The sequence below is a fragment of the Blautia sp. An81 genome (assembly GCF_002161285.1).
Classification (GTDB): Bacteria; Bacillota; Clostridia; order Lachnospirales; family Lachnospiraceae; genus Blautia; species Blautia ornithocaccae.
On the sequence record NZ_NFHH01000042.1, the window covers coordinates 1 to 20,036 of the forward strand.

At 42.6% G+C, this 20,036-nt stretch carries 18 protein-coding genes; 8 read left to right on the top strand and 10 right to left on the bottom strand.

The window, feature by feature from the left end:
* Positions 1-109 precede the first annotated feature (109 nt).
* The 9 genes from B5G33_RS19830 to B5G33_RS19870 all read right to left on the bottom strand — a co-directional run bounded on the left by B5G33_RS19830 (position 110) and on the right by B5G33_RS19870 (position 10,183).
* Entirely contained in the window at positions 110-400 is a 291-nt protein-coding gene (locus B5G33_RS19830) for a hypothetical protein (protein ID WP_087418856.1), read from the bottom strand.
* Between the two features lie 14 nt (positions 401-414).
* The gene (locus tag B5G33_RS19835; RefSeq protein ID WP_087418857.1) at positions 415-3,762 is read right to left on the bottom strand and encodes a hypothetical protein; all 3,348 of its coding nucleotides are present in this window, start codon (positions 3,760-3,762) and stop codon (positions 415-417) included.
* Positions 3,763-4,172: 410 nt separating this feature from the next.
* Positions 4,173-4,502 (bottom strand): hypothetical protein, encoded by a 330-nt coding sequence (locus B5G33_RS19840; protein WP_087418858.1) that lies wholly within the window; start codon positions 4,500-4,502, stop codon positions 4,173-4,175.
* Positions 4,493-6,034 (bottom strand): MobA/MobL family protein, encoded by a 1,542-nt coding sequence (locus tag B5G33_RS19845; RefSeq protein WP_087418859.1) that lies wholly within the window; start codon positions 6,032-6,034, stop codon positions 4,493-4,495. Before B5G33_RS19845 ends, B5G33_RS19840 begins: the two co-directional genes overlap by 10 nt.
* Positions 6,035-6,403: 369 nt before the next feature.
* Positions 6,404-7,699, bottom strand: coding sequence for a virulence-associated E family protein (locus B5G33_RS19850; RefSeq protein WP_087418873.1), 1,296 nt, complete (start codon positions 7,697-7,699; stop codon positions 6,404-6,406).
* Between the two features lies 1 nt (position 7,700).
* Positions 7,701-8,348, bottom strand: a complete 648-nt coding sequence (locus tag B5G33_RS19855; RefSeq protein WP_087418860.1) for a CHC2 zinc finger domain-containing protein — start codon at positions 8,346-8,348, stop codon at positions 7,701-7,703.
* A 199-nt stretch (positions 8,349-8,547) separates the two neighbouring features.
* Positions 8,548-8,895: a plasmid mobilization protein gene (locus B5G33_RS19860; protein ID WP_087418861.1), complete on the bottom strand. Its 348-nt coding sequence runs from the start codon at positions 8,893-8,895 to the stop codon at positions 8,548-8,550.
* Positions 8,876-9,985 carry a site-specific integrase gene (locus tag B5G33_RS19865; protein WP_087418862.1) on the bottom strand — a complete coding sequence of 370 codons (1,110 nt, stop codon included), beginning with the start codon at positions 9,983-9,985 and terminating at the stop codon, positions 8,876-8,878. The genes B5G33_RS19860 and B5G33_RS19865 overlap by 20 nt, the downstream gene beginning before the upstream one ends.
* Before the next feature lie 18 nt (positions 9,986-10,003).
* Positions 10,004-10,183, bottom strand: a complete 180-nt coding sequence (locus B5G33_RS19870) for a DNA-binding protein (protein ID WP_087418863.1) — start codon at positions 10,181-10,183, stop codon at positions 10,004-10,006.
* Positions 10,184-10,367: 184 nt separating this feature from the next.
* On the opposite strand from B5G33_RS19870, the gene B5G33_RS19875 reads away from it, so the two are divergent.
* The 8 genes from B5G33_RS19875 (at position 10,368) to B5G33_RS19910 (ending at position 18,789) form a co-directional block, all read left to right on the top strand.
* Positions 10,368-10,877 (top strand): helix-turn-helix domain-containing protein, encoded by a 510-nt coding sequence (locus tag B5G33_RS19875; RefSeq protein WP_087418864.1) that lies wholly within the window; start codon positions 10,368-10,370, stop codon positions 10,875-10,877.
* Positions 10,878-11,303: 426 nt separating this feature from the next.
* On the top strand, positions 11,304-12,647 hold the full coding sequence (locus tag B5G33_RS19880) for a MarR family transcriptional regulator (protein WP_242974781.1): 1,344 nt from the start codon (positions 11,304-11,306) through the stop codon (positions 12,645-12,647).
* Positions 12,634-13,164: a hypothetical protein gene (locus B5G33_RS19885; protein ID WP_087418865.1), complete on the top strand. Its 531-nt coding sequence runs from the start codon at positions 12,634-12,636 to the stop codon at positions 13,162-13,164. Before B5G33_RS19880 ends, B5G33_RS19885 begins: the two co-directional genes overlap by 14 nt.
* A 240-nt stretch (positions 13,165-13,404) precedes the next feature.
* A complete protein-coding gene (locus tag B5G33_RS19890; protein WP_087418866.1) occupies positions 13,405-13,929 on the top strand; it encodes a DUF5697 family protein in 525 nt (174 codons plus the stop codon).
* Between the two features lie 21 nt (positions 13,930-13,950).
* Complete coding sequence (locus B5G33_RS19895) at positions 13,951-14,604, top strand: DUF6100 family protein (protein ID WP_275532848.1); 654 nt, start codon at positions 13,951-13,953, stop codon at positions 14,602-14,604.
* Positions 14,605-14,745: 141 nt separating this feature from the next.
* The gene (locus B5G33_RS19900; RefSeq protein WP_330396751.1) at positions 14,746-15,852 is read left to right on the top strand and encodes a hypothetical protein; all 1,107 of its coding nucleotides are present in this window, start codon (positions 14,746-14,748) and stop codon (positions 15,850-15,852) included.
* Positions 15,842-17,842, top strand: coding sequence for a VirD4-like conjugal transfer protein, CD1115 family (locus tag B5G33_RS19905; RefSeq protein WP_087418868.1), 2,001 nt, complete (start codon positions 15,842-15,844; stop codon positions 17,840-17,842). Before B5G33_RS19900 ends, B5G33_RS19905 begins: the two co-directional genes overlap by 11 nt.
* A 20-nt stretch (positions 17,843-17,862) precedes the next feature.
* Entirely contained in the window at positions 17,863-18,789 is a 927-nt protein-coding gene (locus B5G33_RS19910; protein ID WP_087418869.1) for an RNA-binding protein, read from the top strand.
* A 432-nt stretch (positions 18,790-19,221) separates the two neighbouring features.
* On the opposite strand, the gene B5G33_RS19915 is transcribed toward B5G33_RS19910, so the two are convergent.
* Positions 19,222-19,476, bottom strand: a complete 255-nt coding sequence (locus tag B5G33_RS19915; RefSeq protein ID WP_087418870.1) for a YgiT-type zinc finger protein — start codon at positions 19,474-19,476, stop codon at positions 19,222-19,224.
* Positions 19,477-20,036: the final 560 nt, after the last annotated feature.

A 20,036-nucleotide genomic window follows, 5' to 3' on the forward strand; every position in this document is an offset into this window, starting at 1 on the left:
TGGTCTTTTGCTACTGCCATAAATAAACTCCTTTTCGATAAGAATTGTCATATCTGTAATTCTTACCAAAAAGGAGCCATTTTTTACCAAAGCCACAAAGTTTTTTACACTACCTTTTAGGATCGTGTAAAAGTGTAATTGTGGATTTTACTTTTTCGTACTCCATATGATATAATAATATTTTTTGAATGATAAATTCTCTATAAATATCGCATCGTTCAAAAAACAAGCCATAAAAATAATCTACATTAACATAATATGCCGCCTCATTCTCAATATCAAAACGCAATTCTTGATGAGTCGTAGAAAAAAATATGAGACTTTTATTCATTTTATTGACCGTATAGTTTATCTGATTTATCAAATCAGATATTATCGGCAATTTACTACTATTGTTCATCTGCCGATTCTCCTTTATTGTATATCTGATATCCGAATTCCCATAAAGCTGAATCCGATATGTATCCCTTCATATTCTTGATTTTCTTCTAAATTCTTGGACACAAATTCATAATTATAATAAAATAATGTCTTTCTTATTTCTGGTAAATAAAATCTTGCACGCCCTTTATCTTTCTCGATTTTTTTCAATTGTCCCAAAAACGATCTTGCCTTCTCTTCTCCACTATTGTCAGATGCAATATAATAAAGAATTGGTCTTCTAGGTCCAAAGCAATAATTGTTTTTTATCTCCTCAAAATGGTGAATACAATCGGATTCCTTTCCCAAATGAAATTCGCATATCCCTTTTAAATATTTACTTTGAGGAGATACTTCATCTACCAATTCTTCCATTTGTGTCAAAAGATAATACAATTTTTCCCACATGTCCCTTTTAAATGGAAGAATTGTTTTTTCCGTAAAGAATATTGGTTCTTTCGCATAAACTAACCAATAAAGTTTTAATAATAAAGACAAACATTTTGTACTCTTTGACACGATTTCTTGAAACTCTTCAAGTTCTAGATACTCTATTGTATCTTCTAAACTTTTTATATTATCATTTTCTATTTTCTTAGTAATATCTATCCCTTTAAGTTTGTTTCTAGCTCTAAGATAGATTCCTGAATCGGATTTAACTTCAAGTAACCGTTTAAATGCTTCATCAGTAATTTTCTCATTATTTTCGAAAGAATTTACCTTTAAAATTCGGCTATTATAATCCTCTCTATATTTAATTTCTGGATTCTCTGAAATAACATTTTCAAATAATGATACCAATTTACTTACAATATCCGTCTTCTCATCCTCACCGATATCTTTTTTCAAAATATTACTTGCTGTCCATGCCCAAATATCTACTGGATAGTAACAATCAGGGGAATAAATCAATGCTTTTTCCAAATATTCACCCAATTTTTTATATTCATCTAATATTATTTTTGTACTTTTTCCCTCATCGCAATAGAAAGTTAATTCAGCTCCAATATTTGATGATAATTCAATCAATAACTGCCCATAGGAATTTCTGATAGTAAAATCGTTTTTTCTTCCTTCCATCTTACCAATTTCTTCTAGTAACAATTTTTGCGTTTCCTTAAGTATTTTTACATCATTGTCTTTTTCATCACTGTACTTGAAATATTCTCTAATATACGATGCTTCTTGTAAAATAGTTCCTGTATCATATACGCCACAGTGAATACGTAAATACTTAACTGTTTCTGATATTTCTTTATAATATAATCTAAGTTCTCCACAATCTATCGTACCATTAGGTCCTATTGCCTTTAGAAATGTAACTAAAAAACCTAATTCTTTCTCTGTTATATTTTTTATTACCTCTTTAATTATTTCTACTCTTTCACTAATCTTAATTAATGAAGAATTTGCTACAATCCGAGCCTCTAAACTATTTCTAGGAAATACATTAATTGTTCCGTTTACATCTGTTTCAACATGAAGAAAATCAATTTTTTCTAGTAAACTACCAACCAAATAGGAAATATCACCTTCTAACATTCGAAATATGATATCAAAAGGAATAGCAATTCCATACTGTCCAATCATCGAAACTATCTTTATTATCTTTCCAATTTTAACTTTGTTATTAGTCTTTTGTTCTCCCGCCTCAGAAATAGGTATACCGCATTTTTTGAGTAGTAACATCATAGGAGTATTTTGTTGTTTAAGTGTTACTAATTCGCTCAATTCTATAGTATCTATATCTATTTCTCGCAGAAGTCCTTTTCTAATATTGTAATTTGTTCCAGGAAGCATACGGTATAAGGCAACCAAAAAATTATTGTCATATTTTGATGTCCACATATCATCAAGTTTTTCCCCAACAAATTTCTCATATTTTTGTTTAAAACTATTAATCTCCTTCGCTTCAGTAATTTCAATCGGAGCCTCTACATAAAATGCATCATATAACTTTCTTATATCTTGTCCTAAATTATAAGATGTTCCAATCACTACAGCTTTCTTGCCTTTTGATGCCAAATAATTATTTAATTCAAAGTACTGGCTCACATCATTACCATGCGTAGATGCATCCCAAAAAACCGCAACATTTATATCATCACACCACGAACAAAATTGTTCTATATCTTCACGATGTATCTCCATCACTTTCCCGTCAATATATAATACCGGATATTTTTTTTGCATTTTAATTCTATAGGCAAGACTTGCTAATGCCACAGATTTTCCCGTGCCTGTTTGTCCATAGAGAATTATTGGCTTTTTAAACAATGAGTCACTACTCAAAACATCTTGGATTTTCTTAAATGCACGATTCTCATAGTCCCTAATTATATTCATTCCAAAATAATACGCTTCCCATATAGGTTCTATTGATGACCTATATAAAAAATCTCTAAATAAATCCTTTTCTTCCTCTTTGGATATACTTTCAAATTCAAACTGAAAATCATCTAATACTTTACAAGTTCTTGTAATGTTTCTTAACTTCTTTCTTGGAAATATTCTCCTTTTTCCAGCAACTGAAATTACTAAATCGTCTGAATTCAGATCACCCACTGAACTTTCAATAAGCCCCTTTGATTGTGCCTCTTCTAAAATAGTTATTAATGATTCTTTGATTGGCACAACAATCCCATCATCAACTAATTTTTTAATAAATTCACTCTGAAAATATTTTTCTTTAAATCCAAAAAAGAAAACCTGATCTTTTTTAAGTTTTTTACAAACAGCAAACAACACTTCGTCATTCAACCAATCTTTACCGTAATCATAACCATCTATTACAAGCATCCCCATTGGTGTTAAAAATTCTCTATTAATTTGATTTAAAAGACTCAATGCATTTGCTTTATATGCTGACAAATCAAAAAGAGAACACGGCGGCTTTATGTCGTCCATACTTTGATTTAAACATCCATATAAATATGAAATATGAAGAATCTCTTTACTTTTAAAATTATATGGCAAATTTTTTCCGAATTTGTAAATTGGTTGAACTTCCCTCATTTCAAGTCTAAACATCTTTTCAACAAAGTAATCTACAGAAGTTGTAATAATCCCATTCCACCTCACTTCTGCAAGATATTTCCCCCAATTTGGTAAAGTTACATAATCAGCTTCTGTTTGCATCCATGAAAGGATCTTTTCAATATTATTTGAAATATTCTCTAACTCTAAATATAGATTACAGTCCTTTTTATCAGTACCTAAACGCTCTGCTACTCTTTCATAATAGCTATTTGTAATTGTTTCTGCTAAATATTGCTGACCTAGCAATAAATAAGACTGACCAAAATTTAAACGGTCAACAAAATTTTTCATTTTCTTATCCATACTATCTTCACCTTTCTATACTGATATTCTATGGAATAATATGTCACTGTACTATGAAAGTTTTAACCATTTCTCATATACCATCTTACAATTCTATGATATAGTTCAGTAATGACTCTCTCTCATCTAATATTTATATTATAACTTTTCTATTATCACTTGTCATGACGATTTTCTGTTTCTAAATAAATTTCAAAAAGTAATTTTCCCATTTCTACGATATATCCTTGATTTTCTTTTCACCACTGACGACAATAATTTATTTTTTGTTTTCTTTTTCCCTCTAACAAAACTTTTGTTTAAATTACTTTTTATGCTCTCCACTAATTATCTTTGCTATTTTAATTACAAATCCTCTCCCGGAAATTGCGGAAGAGGATCTTGTATTTCTAATTTATTTCTTTATTTTGCTACTGATTTACATTTTTTATAACGTCCATCATCAATAACACCCCCACCTGAATCCCTATCTCCATATACACACTGGCAGTTTCACTTGTCACTTCATTGGAAAGATCCAGCAGCTCCGATGTGGGATTCTTATCATATTTTGCTACTGCCTTTTCAAATCTAAGATACGGTTCCTCCAACCGTTCCTCATAACTCCTGTTATCTTCGTCTGGTCCACTCCCAAACAAAAGATAATCCGCTATTCCCCGTATGGTTGCTCTTTCAAATATCTTTTCGATGTACACTCCTAATTCCTCCTCTATCACATCAAAACCTAATTCTACAGACAATCTCTTCCATGACTCCTTTTCCGTTCTTTTTTCTGTTTCTGCTCCACGTCTCGTTTCTTTTCTTCCAGACGTTCATGAATACTTTTCTGCTTTGTCTGCTCTGGAACGTTAGCTTTGATCACCCAGTACTTCTTTTCCGGGATTCCCTTCTGATCCCATTCACTCTGAAGTTTCCGCACACCTTCCAGTTCAGTAACTGCAGCTTTATAGGCTTTCTTTACTTCCAGTGCATTTTCATATCCCTGCATTTTAGGAATCTCGCTTAAAGTCTCCTGGGATTTCTTCAGCTCCTGCCGTTTTCCGGCGATCTTCTGCTCCAGTCCTTTCTTCTCTTTCCCATGAAACCATTTTTTCTGCACTTCTTTCAGATCTTTCTCCAGTCTGAGCTTTGCTTTCTCAATGGCGTAAATCTTCTGTTCTGCTTTCTTCATCTTCTGCAAAATACAATCCAGTCTCATTACTTCCGCTTCCTGTAGAGCGGAAGATGGTCTTTCTCCTTTTGCCGACTCCGGTAGTGGTGCCGGTGTCACATCAAATCTCAGATCATGGCGGATCAGCGGGTTTCCTCTTGCGTCAAATTCTCCGTTCCGGATCTCTTTCATAAACTGAATGAATCCCCTCAGTTTCCCAATCGCTTTCTGCAGGATCTTTCGGAACTGATCCGGTTTCCATCCTTCCTTCATGATCGATTCTTGAGCTGGCACAGTGATCTCTTTTTTCTTCACCTGGCACAATTCTTCCTCTGTCACGCCTTCCGTCACTGCCCGGTCCACCATATGATTCCATTCCTGCCGGAGATAATTATCAATTCGGATCTCCTCTGCCTTTGGATTGTTCTTTCCAATCTTTCTGGTCGGCAGATAAGGACTGTTCTTATCAAACACCTTCAACTTCTCTGCCGGATCTTTTACCAGTTCATTGATAAGATCCGTATAGTAGTATTTCATTTCTTCCGTAAACTTCTTGGACTTGAATTCCTGGTTTTTTGGTTTGAAAAGATTGGTTTCATAAACTTCTCCCTTCTTAACGATCCTGCATCCCGGCCGGATCTCTCCACGTTCATCCAGGATCTCTTTCTTCGTCCGGACGTGTTTCCCGTTTTCATCATAGAACAGATTCCTTGCAGCAATCTTTCTTTCCGGAACATCAAACGCCTGCCTTTCGGAAAAGATCAGATGAATGTGAAGATTGGTTTTTGCCTTATTATGGTGAAGAGCGCTTACCACCGCCACATCATACTTCTCCACAAACTTTGCGGAAAAATATTTCAGCAGCATATCCGGATCATATTGGATCAGGCTTGGCGGCAGCATGATGATCAGCTCTCTCGCCTCAATGCATTTGCCCTCTGTACCGCTTTTTCTGAAATCCTCCTGATTTTCTTTTGAGAGGTAAGTCCAATATTTTGGCTCCACATTTGTAAAGGTGGCATATAAATTTTCCTGTCGTTTCGGATCCGAGATATAACGCACCCTTCCTCTAACATTAGGCAGTTTGACCACCTGAAGAAAACTGTTTTTTCCATTTGTCATGTATCTCCTTTCCGGCAGTGGTACGTCAGATCATCCCTCTGTTTACACGCCGGTCTGCCCCGCAAGGCCTTCCGGAGGATTCCCTTAAGGAAATGCCGGTGGCAGTTTCTTAAGGGAAAGGCTCGATGCAATCGCGAAATACACAGAGTATAAATCGTCAGATTTGTGCGATGGGTGTATTTCGCTCTCAATCGCCGAGGGCTTAGTTTCTGGCGTATCCGCCTTTTTCTTTCTGCCCGTATCCGGGCCTTATTTCATTCCTGTGTTTTTAACTTTCAAAGTTTTTTTCTTCCTGTTCACACTTCCCTGTTCACAAACTTGTGAACAAACTTTTGTGAACAAGGCTCAAAACATTTTTAAAGTTAACTTTTACTCAAAAGGTAACCCCTCATTTTCATCCACTTTCATGAATCCATCTGGATCTTTTTTCGGACGGATCCGTTTCCATGAACGCTGAGTTCCCAATCCCCCGGAGAACCGGTGATTTCCATGTTTTTCCCATCCGGTGATCTCATTGTCCATCAGATCTCCGATCTCTTTTGATTGCCATTTCGGCACAATGCCTTCCTGATGAAACACTTCCTGGTAGATGATGGTAGAGCACACATAATCCTCTTCGTAGTTGTCCAGAAAAGCCTGGATCATTCCGGTCTGTGTATCCTCCGGCATAAAATCTTTCTGCAGGGATTTCACATAGTCTTCCATATCCGGGGAGAAGGTCAGCAGGATCTTCTCCGTCTTATAGATCACCATCGCCTCCGCCCATGCCTGGATAATATACCCTCTGGATTCCTTCTCATTTTTATATACCGTCACTTCCGCTTTTTCCGGGCATACTTTCACCGGACCGAACCGCCGGTTTCCGGTCCTGTCAAAAGGAAGGAATGCCAGGTCATTGGAGGTCCCGCAGAATACACACTGGCGGTACCGATCCTCCGCCCGCCTTTCATACGGGATTCGGTATGTGTCCTTCTGTCTGCTCAGAAAAGATTTGGTTTCCTCAATACTCTTGGCATTGGCCACTGCATTCATTTCCGACATTTCCACGATCCAGTGGCCCTGCAGATATTCATAAACCTTCTTGTCATCCAGCCGTTTCATATCGTCCGTGAACCACTCATCCTTAATTGCCAGATACTTGAAAAAGGTAGATTTTCCCGTTCCCTGTCCGCCTACTAGGCAGAGCATGATATCATATTTGGTTCCCGGTTCATACAGTCTGCTGATAGCTGCCATCATGTGCATCTTCATGATTTCCCCGGTATACTTCTGATCCTCTGCTCCGAAAAAATGTGTCAGCATATGACTGATCCTGGGCGTTCCATCCCAGGTAAGCCCTTCCAGAAAATCAATGATGGGATGAAAGCTGTTATTATTTGCCACAATGTCCACGGCTTTGGTAATCACCCGGTCACTGGTCAGTCCGTAATTTTTTTCCAGGTAGAGAGACAGGTTGTTCATATCCGTATCTGTCATCTGAACACCTCTTCTCTTCCATGGCACTTTTTTCTTAATATCAATCTGACAGGTCATCTCATTTCTGCAGATGGCGCCTTTCAGGCAGGGATCATGTTCCAACACATGTTTGCAATTCTGGATAGACTGCCGGATCCGTCCTTTCTCCGTTACTTCCAGGGATCCGCGGATCTCTTCTGTACTCAGCATTTCATCCTCTACAATCTTTTCTAATTTCTTCCAGGACTCCTCGCTGATATTCTTCCATTCGCTGCTCAATATCCGCCACCTCCTTCCTCTTGTCCATAAAGAATTGGGCAATCTCTTCTCCGCTTCCGGCCAGCAGGATATCCAGATATGCATTGATCTTCCACTCATTACTCAGTGCCTCCAGAAAATGTTCCTCCTCAAAAGGATCCTGTCGCGATGAGTAAAATTTCTTCCAGAATCTGATCCACGACAGATAATCAGTCAAAACCTTTACCGCATGATTTTTCCAGTCCAGGATCTTGTTTTTTACAGAAAAATGATACCGACTTTGTACCATTGAGGATTCCCTGTTCTGGGACTTCCCCGGTGCATGTTTCTTCTTTTCAGACCTGATCGGCAGTCCAAAATCTGTGATCAGCTTCTGTGCCGCCTCGAACTGGGATATTCCGAACAGTCTGGAAGTAAAATCTATAACGTCTCCTTTTGCTCCGCAGGCAAAACAATAGTAGTTCTGGTCAATCTTCATACTGGGATGGTGATCATCATGGAAGGGGCAGCATGCCATCTTATTCCGGTTGATCTTGATTCCATACTGTTCCGCAGCCTGCAAAGCAGTAAGATACTCTTTGATTTCTTTAAAAATGTTCATGTCTTTTCCTCCTTTGTCATATTTTTTCTTTCATTCACAGGAGGAATTTGCTATAATGCAAATAGAACTATTTGCATTTAGGCAGACTCCTCCCGTAGAAGGAAGGTTTTCTGTTTATGGGGCTTTACCAGAGCCCGCATTAGTTTTTTTCATCTAGTGCGAGAATGTCCTTGTTACCAGCAGGGACATTTTCTTTTTTTCAGAAACACTTCCTGATCTCTGCATGCTGTGATTCCTCCTTCATCCCGTTCAATGTCAGAGCCACCATCTGCAGGGTTGTTAATAAATCTTCATCCGGTCTTTCTCCGGTTTCCAGCCTTTTCAATTCCTGATAGATCTTGTCCATCTGTACCTTCAGTGCTTTATAGATTCTGGAACTTCCCTGTATGGTTACTTCCCAGTCCATCAGTTTTCTGAGAATATAATCCTGTTTCTGAAGTCCCGACAGCGAAACCATGCCGTCTATCATCTCCCACTCTCTTTGTGAAACACGGAATGCAACTGTCCGGTTTCTCCACCTTCCTTTACTATCTTTGGATTTTTGCATAGAGATCCTCCTTTTCCATGTTCATGCGCTCCTGTTCAAGTCTCTCAGCCATCTTATCCTGAACATCCGGAAACAAGTGTGCATATTTCAGTGTGATCTTTTCAGCTTCATGCCCCATCCTTTCAGCAATCTCAAATGGAGTAAATCCCATATGGATCATTAAGGACACATGGCTGTGACGGAGTGCATGTACTTTAATCCTTTTTAATCCGGCTTCTTTTGCTCCTCTCCGAAGTTCGTGATCCAGATACGATTTGGTAAAAGGAAAAATTCTCTCTCCCGGCTGCAGATTATAGAACATTGCCATATATTCCTTCATGGATTCACACAGGAAAAGCGGCATTTTAATGATTCTGTTGCTTTTCACCGTTTTGGGCGATGTGATAATATCTCTTCCCTTTGAACGGTGAAATGTCTTGCTGATCTTCACGGTTTTTGCCTCCAGGTCAAAATCTGATGCTGTCAAAGCCAGCAGCTCTCCGGATCGTAACCCGCACCAGTACAGCATCTCAAATGCGTAGAAAGATCTTGGCTTATCCATCATGGTTGCGGAAAATCTCAGATACTCCTCCTGAGTCCAGATCTCCACTTCTTTCGGTTTCTCTGCTTTGAACCCTCCGGCCCTTTTTGCAGGATTATTGGGCAGGTTATAAAAGTTCACCGCATGATTGAAAATAGCGGACAGCTGTGCATGGATTGTTCTCAGATATTCTCCTGAATAAGGCTTGCCTTTCTCGTCTCTGTATTTCAGCAGTTCATTCTGCCATGCAATCACATCCTTGGGTGTAATCTCAGCAATTTTTCTTTGCCCGAAATAAGGCAGAATCTTGGTCCTTACCAGATTGCCTTTGATCTCCCAGGTGCTTTCCTTCACTCTTGCTTTCTTGTTATTCGAATAAATATCGTAAAAGCTCTCAAAGGTCATATCCAGTTTGGCACCCTGTTTTAACAGTTCTTCCCGTTCCCAGGCCTGAGCCTCTCTTTTGGTGCGGAATCCTCTTTTCTGGGTCTGCTTCCTCTCGCCCTTCCAATTGGTATAACGGTAAATACATCGCCAGGTACCATTTTTTTCGTCTTTGTATACAGACATATTATCACTCCTCTCTCATCATTCTCTGTAGCATACTTTTTTTAGGAAATAATTCGTATTTACTCTTCCTCCCACAGTCAGATAGCCCATATCATTCAGCTCCTTATTAAGCTGCCTCACTACCTTGTAGGCGTAGGATTTAGATACGCTCATCTCCTTTGCAACATCATCCACTGTCATAAATGTTTTTTCATCCATAGTTTTTCTCCTTTCTTAACTCTTTTTGTTTAAGTTCCTGCATAACCATAATACTAAACATATTTGTTTAAGTCAATACTTTCAGAAAGAGAAACTTAAACTTTTTTGTTTAATTTTATTCTTGTTCTTCCATATTGCCCATGTTATACTTTTACTAAACAAATTAATTTAAGGAGGCTTTACCATGGCAACTGGAAAACGAATCCGATTCTTCCGTACCAAAATAGGGCTGACGCAAAAACAGCTCGGAGAGAAACTTGGTTTTACCGGAAGAACATCTGATGTACGCATGGCACAATATGAATCCGAGGCAAGATCCCCGAAACAAGATCTGATCAACCAGCTGGCACAGATTTTTCATGTGGATTCACGTGCCCTTACCGTGCCTGATATTGACACCTATGTCGGCCTGATGCATACCCTTTTTGCCCTGGAAGATATGTACGGCTTGAAGATCAAAGATATTGACGGGGAACTCTGCCTCTGTCTAGATAAATCCAACACCTCCTTCTCTTCGTTGTTTGACATGTTTTCTTCATGGCAGCAACAGGCGGAGAAACTGGAAAAAGGGGAAATCAGCAAGGATGAATACGATGAGTGGAGATACAGGTACCCGGCACTGGACACATACTCCAAATGGGCCAGAATACCATCTCAGGAACTCAGTGATCTGTTTACAAATGAAAATAAATGATCAGAACTAAAAAAACCTTACTGTCCTTCAGCTTTTTAAACTGAAGATCAGTAAGGTTTTAATATGAAATAAGATATGCATTATTCTTTGAATAAGACCCTTAAGTTGCCGATTCGTTGCCAGAACTTAAACAAATTTGCTTGCAAGTACCGGTTTTACTGGCTTTCTGAAGGGGTCCCCTTATTCAAACTCCAGACAGACGGTAAGCGATATAAACAAAGATTGGCTTATTTACAGGGGTTTTAGCGATTATAATGCGCTATAAGACAATAAAACAAAATTTAAAAATGCAATAAAAATGCAATGGAGTGTGTCAGATCAGAGGAACCCAACTGGCTTCTGCACTCTCTCAATACCTACTGACAAATCATATCATTTTGACAGGCTGACATTCGTTGTCAGCCCTTTTTATTAGGAGGCTTACTTATGGAATACCAATTAGAACTCAAACAAATCGTAGATTTTCCACGCTGCCGGATCTACCGCAACTTCATACAGACCTTATTAAATGACAGGAGCATCCGAACCACCGGAGGCTCTTTTCTTTTCTGGTATCTGGTTCTCTGCTCCTACGCCAATTACAGCACTTCCATCCGGCGCATGGAGCAGCTCACTTATACGCTCTCACCGGGCGAATGGATCTGCAGCATTTCAGAACTGCAGGATTGGTTTCGCTGCCGGTTTCAGCATCAGGCCATTTCCATCCTGAAGCATCTCCAGGAGGAAAGCTGCATTACCTATTCCCTGCTGGAGAAAAACCGCCTGGTCAAATTCCGGATCACTGACTGGCAGGATGATAATACTGCCCTGAAATACAATTATCCCTGTAAAAAGGATACCGGCTTTTTCTTTTTTCCAATTGGAAAAGCCCATAAATTGATCCAGGCAGGCAAATGCTCGGAAATGGACATTCTGCTTGATCTGTGGATCCATGCTGTATACAATGACCCGTCTGTCCTCTGCTCTGACACCGGGCCTGTCGTCTACTATCGGAATAATACCGGATCCCCCCTGACCAGCTTCCAGACGCTGGGAGAACGGTGGGGACATTCCAAACCTACTGTCTCCAGGCTTTTGAAAAAACTAGAGAAGATGAACCTGATCACCCTGGTATCCTTCCGTGGAAATCACGGGAGCATGATTTACCTGAACAATTACCTTTCCATTATGTTTAACATCAGCGACGTACTGATTGACAAGGAGGAGATCGCCATGAAAATGAAACTGCCAATTTACATTCCAAAAGAGACACCTGAAGAGGAAACCGCAGAACCAGAGACTGTGTGCGTATCAGAAACGGTGACGGATGCGCAGATCACTGTTTCAAATCCCATTCCCTGCGTTCCAATTTCGCACATCCGCTACATGGTCAAAAAAGTCGCCAAACTCCTGGATACACAAGGGATTTCCTGCTGTCACTGCCCCCGGACCAGGTATATATTATCTCCCTTATCAGACTGCAAGGATAGTATACCTGTAATTGGTCTAAATATTATCTGCCCCTTTGGAGCCGCAAACTACCGGTTTGAGCTGACCATAGAACCCAGGCCTGAGTCTGCAAAGCTGGAGCCTGAGAAAAAGGGTGGACAGCAGCGCCGAACCGTACTGGCGAACACTGCCCTTCCGAAAGAGGGCAGGACAGAACAGCGGGCTAAGAGGAGGCATAGGATGGATCCCCCGGAAATCTTACTGCCGGATCTTCCCCCGCAAATACCGGATAATGCGGAAGCCGGAAGTCAGGAAGGAGGGGATCTGTATGCCGAAGCGTAAAGGACAGGACTTTTCAACACCGGAAGAAAATCCCCGGTTTCATGATACGTACCAGTTCCTTCGCCGTTACCGGGATGCCACATACAGCCTGAAAGTGGTCGTTCACCAGATGGAGAACCAGTTCAAGGTGCAGTACGGTTCCAGCATTGATGAGTTCCTGGACTCCATTTATGCAGCCGGAGCAGATCTGGCTGGAAGCGATATTGCGGAACGTGCCAAAAGCATTGAGCGGAGCAACCGGATGCTGAAGCTGCTGGAGTCTTCCGTAGATCTTCTGCGGAATAACCACAAATACGGGGAGCAGTATTACTGGATCCTCTACTATGCCTTTCTCTCGCCGCAGCAGCTGAAGAACACGGAAGAAATCCTGGAAAAGCTGGAGCAGCACATTCCCAATATCTCCTACCGTACTTACTACCGGAAACGCCACCTGGCGATAGAAGCTCTGAGCAGCATCCTCTGGGGCTATACGGCAAAGGAAACCATAGACACCCTGAATAAATTCTTCCCGGAGTAGGAAGTGGCACACCTCCGGCACAGGATTGTCCCGGTTCTGCGATTGCAGGGTAAATTTACCCATGCTACAATAGGTATTGCTTATAGTTTTCTTTTTACAGCACCCTCGGCGGTGCTTTTTTTGTACCCATAAACCAACGCTGACTGCTGTACGTACAGCCTACGTATATAATAAGTAGATATTTCTACGTATACTCTACGTACAGCACACGCACATTCTACTGAACGGAGGAAATCCGGCATGAAAACAAGAGATCAGATATACCACAGGGAAGGAGAAAAGCTCCTGCGCTTCCTGACCACCTACCATGCCCTCAAGTATGAGCAGGTAATGAAGATGTTTGGTAACCAGGACTCCATCAAGTCGCTGATCACCAGCCTGGTCAAGCAGGGAAGGATTTATCATGATAAGGAAGCCGGCCTGTTATGTGACAGCCCGGAGGCTGCCAAAAACCCGGATCGAGGCACGATTGCCGCCTTCTGGGTTTTACTGGATTTTGAAAAGCCCATCGTATTCCATACCAGCGGGGATTTTCCTGTTAAACTTCACTTCTTTTCAGAGAATGAGGAATATGAAATCCTCTATGTGCCGCTGGAACAGGAAATTTTGGTGGATCATGTGATGAAGTCCATTCCCCGCCACGATGTGCTGCGTCTTGTGGTGCTGGAAAATATCCAGCAGGCGGCGAAACTCTCGATTGAAGGGGTGCTTGCTTTCTGTGTCGTGAATGACTCCGGCTCTGTCAGCTACTACGGAAGGAGGTAATACACCATTTCAAACCAGAAAATACTCTATGAACGGCTTGCGAAGCTGGAAGGAGAGATCCAGAAACTCAACAACACGGTTTTTGCCCTGAAAACCACAGATATTCGTGCATATCCGGAAAACTACGGGGATCTGAGTATGAACGCTGCGCTGCGTGCCGAGCGGATTGCCTGCCAGATGCGCAACCTGGTCTGCCTGGCAGCCCCGGAAAAACGGGGCGGATATTTGAAGGAGGCGGCAGATACCCAGGGGATTGAGATCTGCCAGGACGAAGATCTTATCTCCATTACGCTTCCGGGCCTGCTTCCCAAAAGAAAGCAGCACGTCAACGCCGCCTTTCTCCATGAGCCGCTGAACTATGCGCTGCAGAACTACCTGACTGTCCACTCTCTTCCCCTGTACCGGGAATGTGTGGTCTGCTTCAGCCAGATCTATGACCGGAACGGCCCGTTTGACCGGGTACGGGATTACGATAACCTGGAGTTCAAACAGCTTCTGGACACGATTGCCACCTATATCATGGTGGATGACAGCGGGCTGTACTGCGACTCCTACCACACCACCGAGCTGGGAGATACGGATCATACAGTAATCTATGTGATGGGAAAATCCCGGTTTCCCCAGTGGTTGAAAGGACGAAAAAACGAGATTGAAACCATATCGGAAATTTCATGATTTTTCCGTCATTTTATCCGACATTGGTAAAAAATCCTTTGAAAGCAGGAAAACCCTGCTTTTTTTGTTTGCCGGGAAGCACAACTTTTTACCCAAGTACAGACTTACATGGGTAACTACCGGAAGGAGGGGTGACTGATTTTGTATCCTTCTACCTCCCAGAAATACAGGCTCCTGGAAATGGTCGCTCTTTGTGGGGAATTTCCTGCTGACCAGCTTACCCGTCTGATCCCAAGCCCCTCTTATGGAGAAAAGCTCATTACAGAGTTAAAGGCACAAAAACTGCTGCGGACTCACTATCGGGATCATTTACGGGGCTATCGCCTGACCGGACGGGCCAAACAGATGCTCCTTGCTCAAAATCCGGAGCGTTTCCGTGACTTCCTCACCGGGAATACCGAAACCAATCAGGTCCGAAGCGAAGTAACCCGGCGGCTGCGTCTGTACCAGAAAGCAGAAACCTATCTGACTCTCCTAAGCGCCGGCATCCCGTTCTTTGCTGACCAGAAACCGGATATTTTCAGGGAAGGCCGCGAAGCCGGTATCCTCACTATGGGGAACCTGCCCCTTTTTTACTCATCACGGGAGTTTAAGCACATCGGTTCAGAGGCAACCAAGGTCAGAAATTCCCGGAGCATGGGGGTGCTGCTTGCTCCCCACTGTGCCTATGCACTGTATAACACCGGTGACCATGTACTCAAGTGGGAATACCGGACAGAGGTACGGCTGAACGCCTTCCTGCAGCATTACCTGCAGGATTTCCCCTATACGGGACATCCGAAAGTCCGGGCGATCCTGACCGGGAAGGACATGGACACCGCTTACCAGCTCCTGACCAGTACCGGCGGATACAAAAAGAGTCTGTTTGTAGCGGATACATCCTATGAACACTTTCACTATCTGCCAAACACACCGGAAGGTGAAACGCTTTTGAAACTACTGGTCCGGCCACGGCTCATGAAACAGCTGGACCAGTTACTGTTATCCGATTTAGGTTCCCGGCAGCCAGACCTTCCCATCGACCATGATGGGGTGGACGCTTCCGGGAACCCTGCGGTTCTTGCATATGATTTTGACTTGCACCGAATTAACCGATTCAATACCGGGCTGAATGTATACGGCAGAAAGGGGGTGATGATCTGCTTTGATTTCCAAATCCCCTGTTTGAAACGATATCTGACCGCCGACATTCGGTTCTCCAGTATTGACCTCTCTAAGTTTAGAAAGGGGTTTTTGCATGAACCGTAAATGGTGGAAGCTCATTTATCTGCTTCCCATCAGCCTCTGCACCTTATATGCAGGCGGCTATATCGCTCAGTTTATCCGAAACTATCGCATCTGGACTGCCGCCGGTAACACGCCGGGCAATGGCAGTTCCCCACCGATGCCATCCCCGCATCCGGCAGCCTGTTTCCAGGCAGTCACTGATTTTCCGTATAACCTGTACGGGATCGGGATCTGCCTTGTTGTATTTGGGCTGCTGATCTTCCTGCTCATGCGGATGGGCTATGACCGCAACGGCGAAGTCCCAGACCGGGAACGGAACCTGAACTACTCGACCAAAGGCACCTATGGCACCTCCGGTTTCATGACGCCGGAGGAAATGCATAAAGTCCTGGAGCTGACTTCTGATGTAAAGAAAAGCAAAGGCACCATCTTAGGCAAGCTGAATGGCAAGGCTGTCTGCCTGCCTTACCACACCTATATGAATCGGAATGTGGCAGTCTACGGCTCCAGCGGCTCCATGAAGAGCCGTGCCTATGTCCGAAATGCTATCTTCCAAAGTGTTGCCCGCGGAATTGACGGACCAGGAGAAAGTCTCATCATTACCGATCCGAAATCCGAACTCTATGAAAGTATGTCCGTGTATCTGGAGAATGAAGGCTATACCGTCAAATGTTTCAACCTGGTCAACCCGGAAAACTCCGACAGCTGGAACTGTCTGATGGAAATCAACGGTTCTGAAACGATGGCGCAAGTCTTTGCCGATGTCATCATCCAGAATACCGGCTCTGCCAAAGGAGATCACTTCTGGGATAATGCGGAAATGAACTTGTTAAAAGCCCTGGTTCTGTACGTGGATCAGGGTTTTCCGCCGGAAGCCAAAAATATCGGGCAGGTGTACAAGCTGCTGACTATGAGTTCCGAGAAAGAACTGAACAGCCTGTTTGACCTGCTTCCGGTATCCCATCCGGCAAAAGTACCTTACTGCATCTATAAACAGGCCAGCGACACAGTGCGCTCCGGCGTCATCATCGGATTGGGTGCCAGGCTGCAGGTGTTCCAGAACAAGATGATCCGGCAGATCACCTCTTATGACGAGATTGACCTGACACTGCCGGGCAAACAGAAATGTGCGTATTTCTGCATCACCTCAGACCAGGACAGCACCTTTGATTTCCTCTCCTCCCTGTTCATGACCTTTATCTTTATCAAGCTAGTCCGCTTTGCGGATAAAGAGGGCGTGGACGGGAAGCTGCCGGTTCCGGTACATATCCTGGCAGATGAGCTGGCCAATACCGGCGCCATTTTGGAGCTGAACAAAAAAATTTCCGTTATCCGGAGCCGAAATTTAAGCATTTCCTGTATTTTTCAGAATCTGCCTCAAATGCAGAACCGGTATCCGCTGAACCAATGGCAGGAAATTATCGGGAATTGTGACAGCCAATTATTCTTAGGCTGTACCGATGAAGTGACCGCCACCTTTATTTCCAATCGGTCCGGAGATGTGACGGTTGGAGTCAGCAGCGAAGCCAAACAGCTCAATTCCTGGCGGGTTTCTGACTACACGCCGGAGTACCGGCAGACCAGATCCATCGGGAAGCGCAAGCTCCTAACGCCGGATGAGATCCAACGGCTGCCCTTGAATAAGGCGCTTATCATCCTGCGGGGACAGAAAATATTAGAAGTGGAAAAGTACGACTATACGCTCCACCCGGATTCCAAAAAACTGATTCCCCGGAAAGCGGCAGACCATGTTCCCCAATGGCGGGCGATGGCCGAGCAGGAAGAATACGACTATACACCGACTCTTGCGGAAAATTTAAAGAAAAAGCCCCGGCCCGGCCGCAGCGGCAGACGCCCTGCGTTTTCCTCTCAGGAGAAACCGCTTCGCCGGGAACCGGACAAGCACGCTTACCCTTCCGGTCATCCGGGAGAGCTTAGTGACCTGCCGGAAGAATTTCCGGATTATCCAGAGGAGATTGTTCCGCTGGATAAAGATTCCATTATGTCTTAATTTTTGAAAGGAGGCAGCTTATGCCAAACGAACTGAACCATGTAACTTCTATCCTTACCCTGGACGCCGATGCTCAGCTGGAAACGCCGCAGTCCAAAGCGGATCTCATCTGGCACGAGATCCAGAACGCCTACCGCACCCGGAAAATCCTCACCGGGAAGCTGGGCGGCATTGAGAAAACGGAGGCCGGCAGTCTGATCGCCATTATCTATTACAAGGACTTCCGTACCGTCATCCCCATCTCGGAAATGATGCTGAATCTTATCCAGGATAACGCCCACGATTACGGGGAGCTCTCCCTGCGGCAGAATAAAATCCTCAATAATATGCTGGGATGTGAGATTGATTTCCTGGTAAAGGGGTTGGATGCGAAGACACGCAGCATTGTGGCAAGCCGGAAGGAAGCCATGCTGAAGAAACGCCAGATCTTCTATCTGGATACGGACGCATCCGGGAAGCCCAAGGTCTGCGAAGACCGCATCGTGCAGGCCAGGGTGATCGCTGTGGCAGAAAAGGTTGTCCGTGCTGAAATTTTTGGTGTGGAGACTTCCATCCTGGCAAGGGATCTGTCCTTTGACTGGCTGGGAGACGCCAGAGAGCGGTTCCGTGTGGGGGATCACATCCTGGTACGGATCCTGGATGTAAAGGCAGAATCTCCGGAGCAGATCACCGTCCATGCAGATGTCAAAAGCGTAGAAGGCAATACCAGCAAGGAAAATATGAAGAAATGCAAGGTACAGGGCAAATATGCCGGTGTCGTGGAAGATATCCACAAAGGCACCGTATTCGTCCGGCTCTCGATTGGCGTCAACGCAATCGCCCATTCCTGCTATGATCCCCGTACCGTAGGGAAAAAGGACGAGGTTTCCTTTGTCGTTACGCATATTGATGAGGAGCGCAATGTGGCGGTGGGCCTGATCACACGGATTATCCGGCAGAACCTATAAAAAAAGCGGCAGCGCAACAAAGTGAATTATGCAATATTGCCGTTTCTTTCCATATATTTTTATTGCTCATGGCGATGTGTCATGCTATACTATTCCGGTATAATTGAACCAGAAAGACGGATGCTTTTCGATCTTGCCCTCTAGTAAAAAAGGAGGGTGATGCCCATGACTATCACAGAAGTCCTGACTTTACTGTTAGTTATTTTTGCGGCTTTGACTTACATAGATAATCGACATAATAAGAAATAGCATCCTGTACCGTCCAAAGTCAAGGATGCTATTTCTATGAAATACTGAATTAACTGAGGGCATCAGATCTTGCATCTGATTACCTTTCTGAGTTCATTATACACTGGGGGATGCGAGAAATCAAGTCCCCCATTTTTGCTTTTGGCTTCGCTTGATACGTTCGATAACTTAGGATTTTCGTCATCAAAGCAGTAAATTCATTACCGACATAATCGTTCCGGCTTCACATTCTGCGTAATCAAGAGTATTGTCTGGATATAAATATACTTTTGAAAATTCTTTTGCCTTTTCTTTTACTTCGTCGCTAATAATTACCGAATTACAGTTCTTGCAATGTAATACAGGTGCATTTATGACCTTTATACTTTTTCCGTTAATAGTCATAGAAAATTCGCCGATTTCTGAGTGCAATGTGTTATGACATTTCATACATTTCATTGTAAATCCTCCTTGAAAAATTCCAATTCGACAACTTAGGATTTGTATGTGTTTTACAAGAACCAATTTAATGGATTTAGTAATTCAACAAAAAAATGTAGAAAAGTATCACGAAATCTTTCCTTGGCATATGTTTTCCCTTTTCTTAGACTAAAAAGAGCCCGAACAAAAGAGATCAGTGTAATCATGGGAATATATAGAACTAATACCAAGATTATAATCCAAAATACTTCCATAGATTTTTCTCCCTACTGTACATGGAATTACTTTTTTCTTTTAAATGGAGCAATAAACAGTATTATCATTATCACAACATATATTCCATAGAGAATATATGTTATGATATTGCTCCAAGGGAAACTTGCCTGTGGGTTATTTAAAGCAAAAACAAAAAAGATAATGGCAATTATCAACATAATAACAGCGACGATTCTTGAAGATTTTTTGGTAGTGTAAAAAACTTTGTGGCTTTGGTAAAAAATGGCTCCTTTTTGGTAAGAATTACAGATATGACAATTCTTATCGAAAAGGAGTTTATTTATGGCAGTAGCAAAAGACCA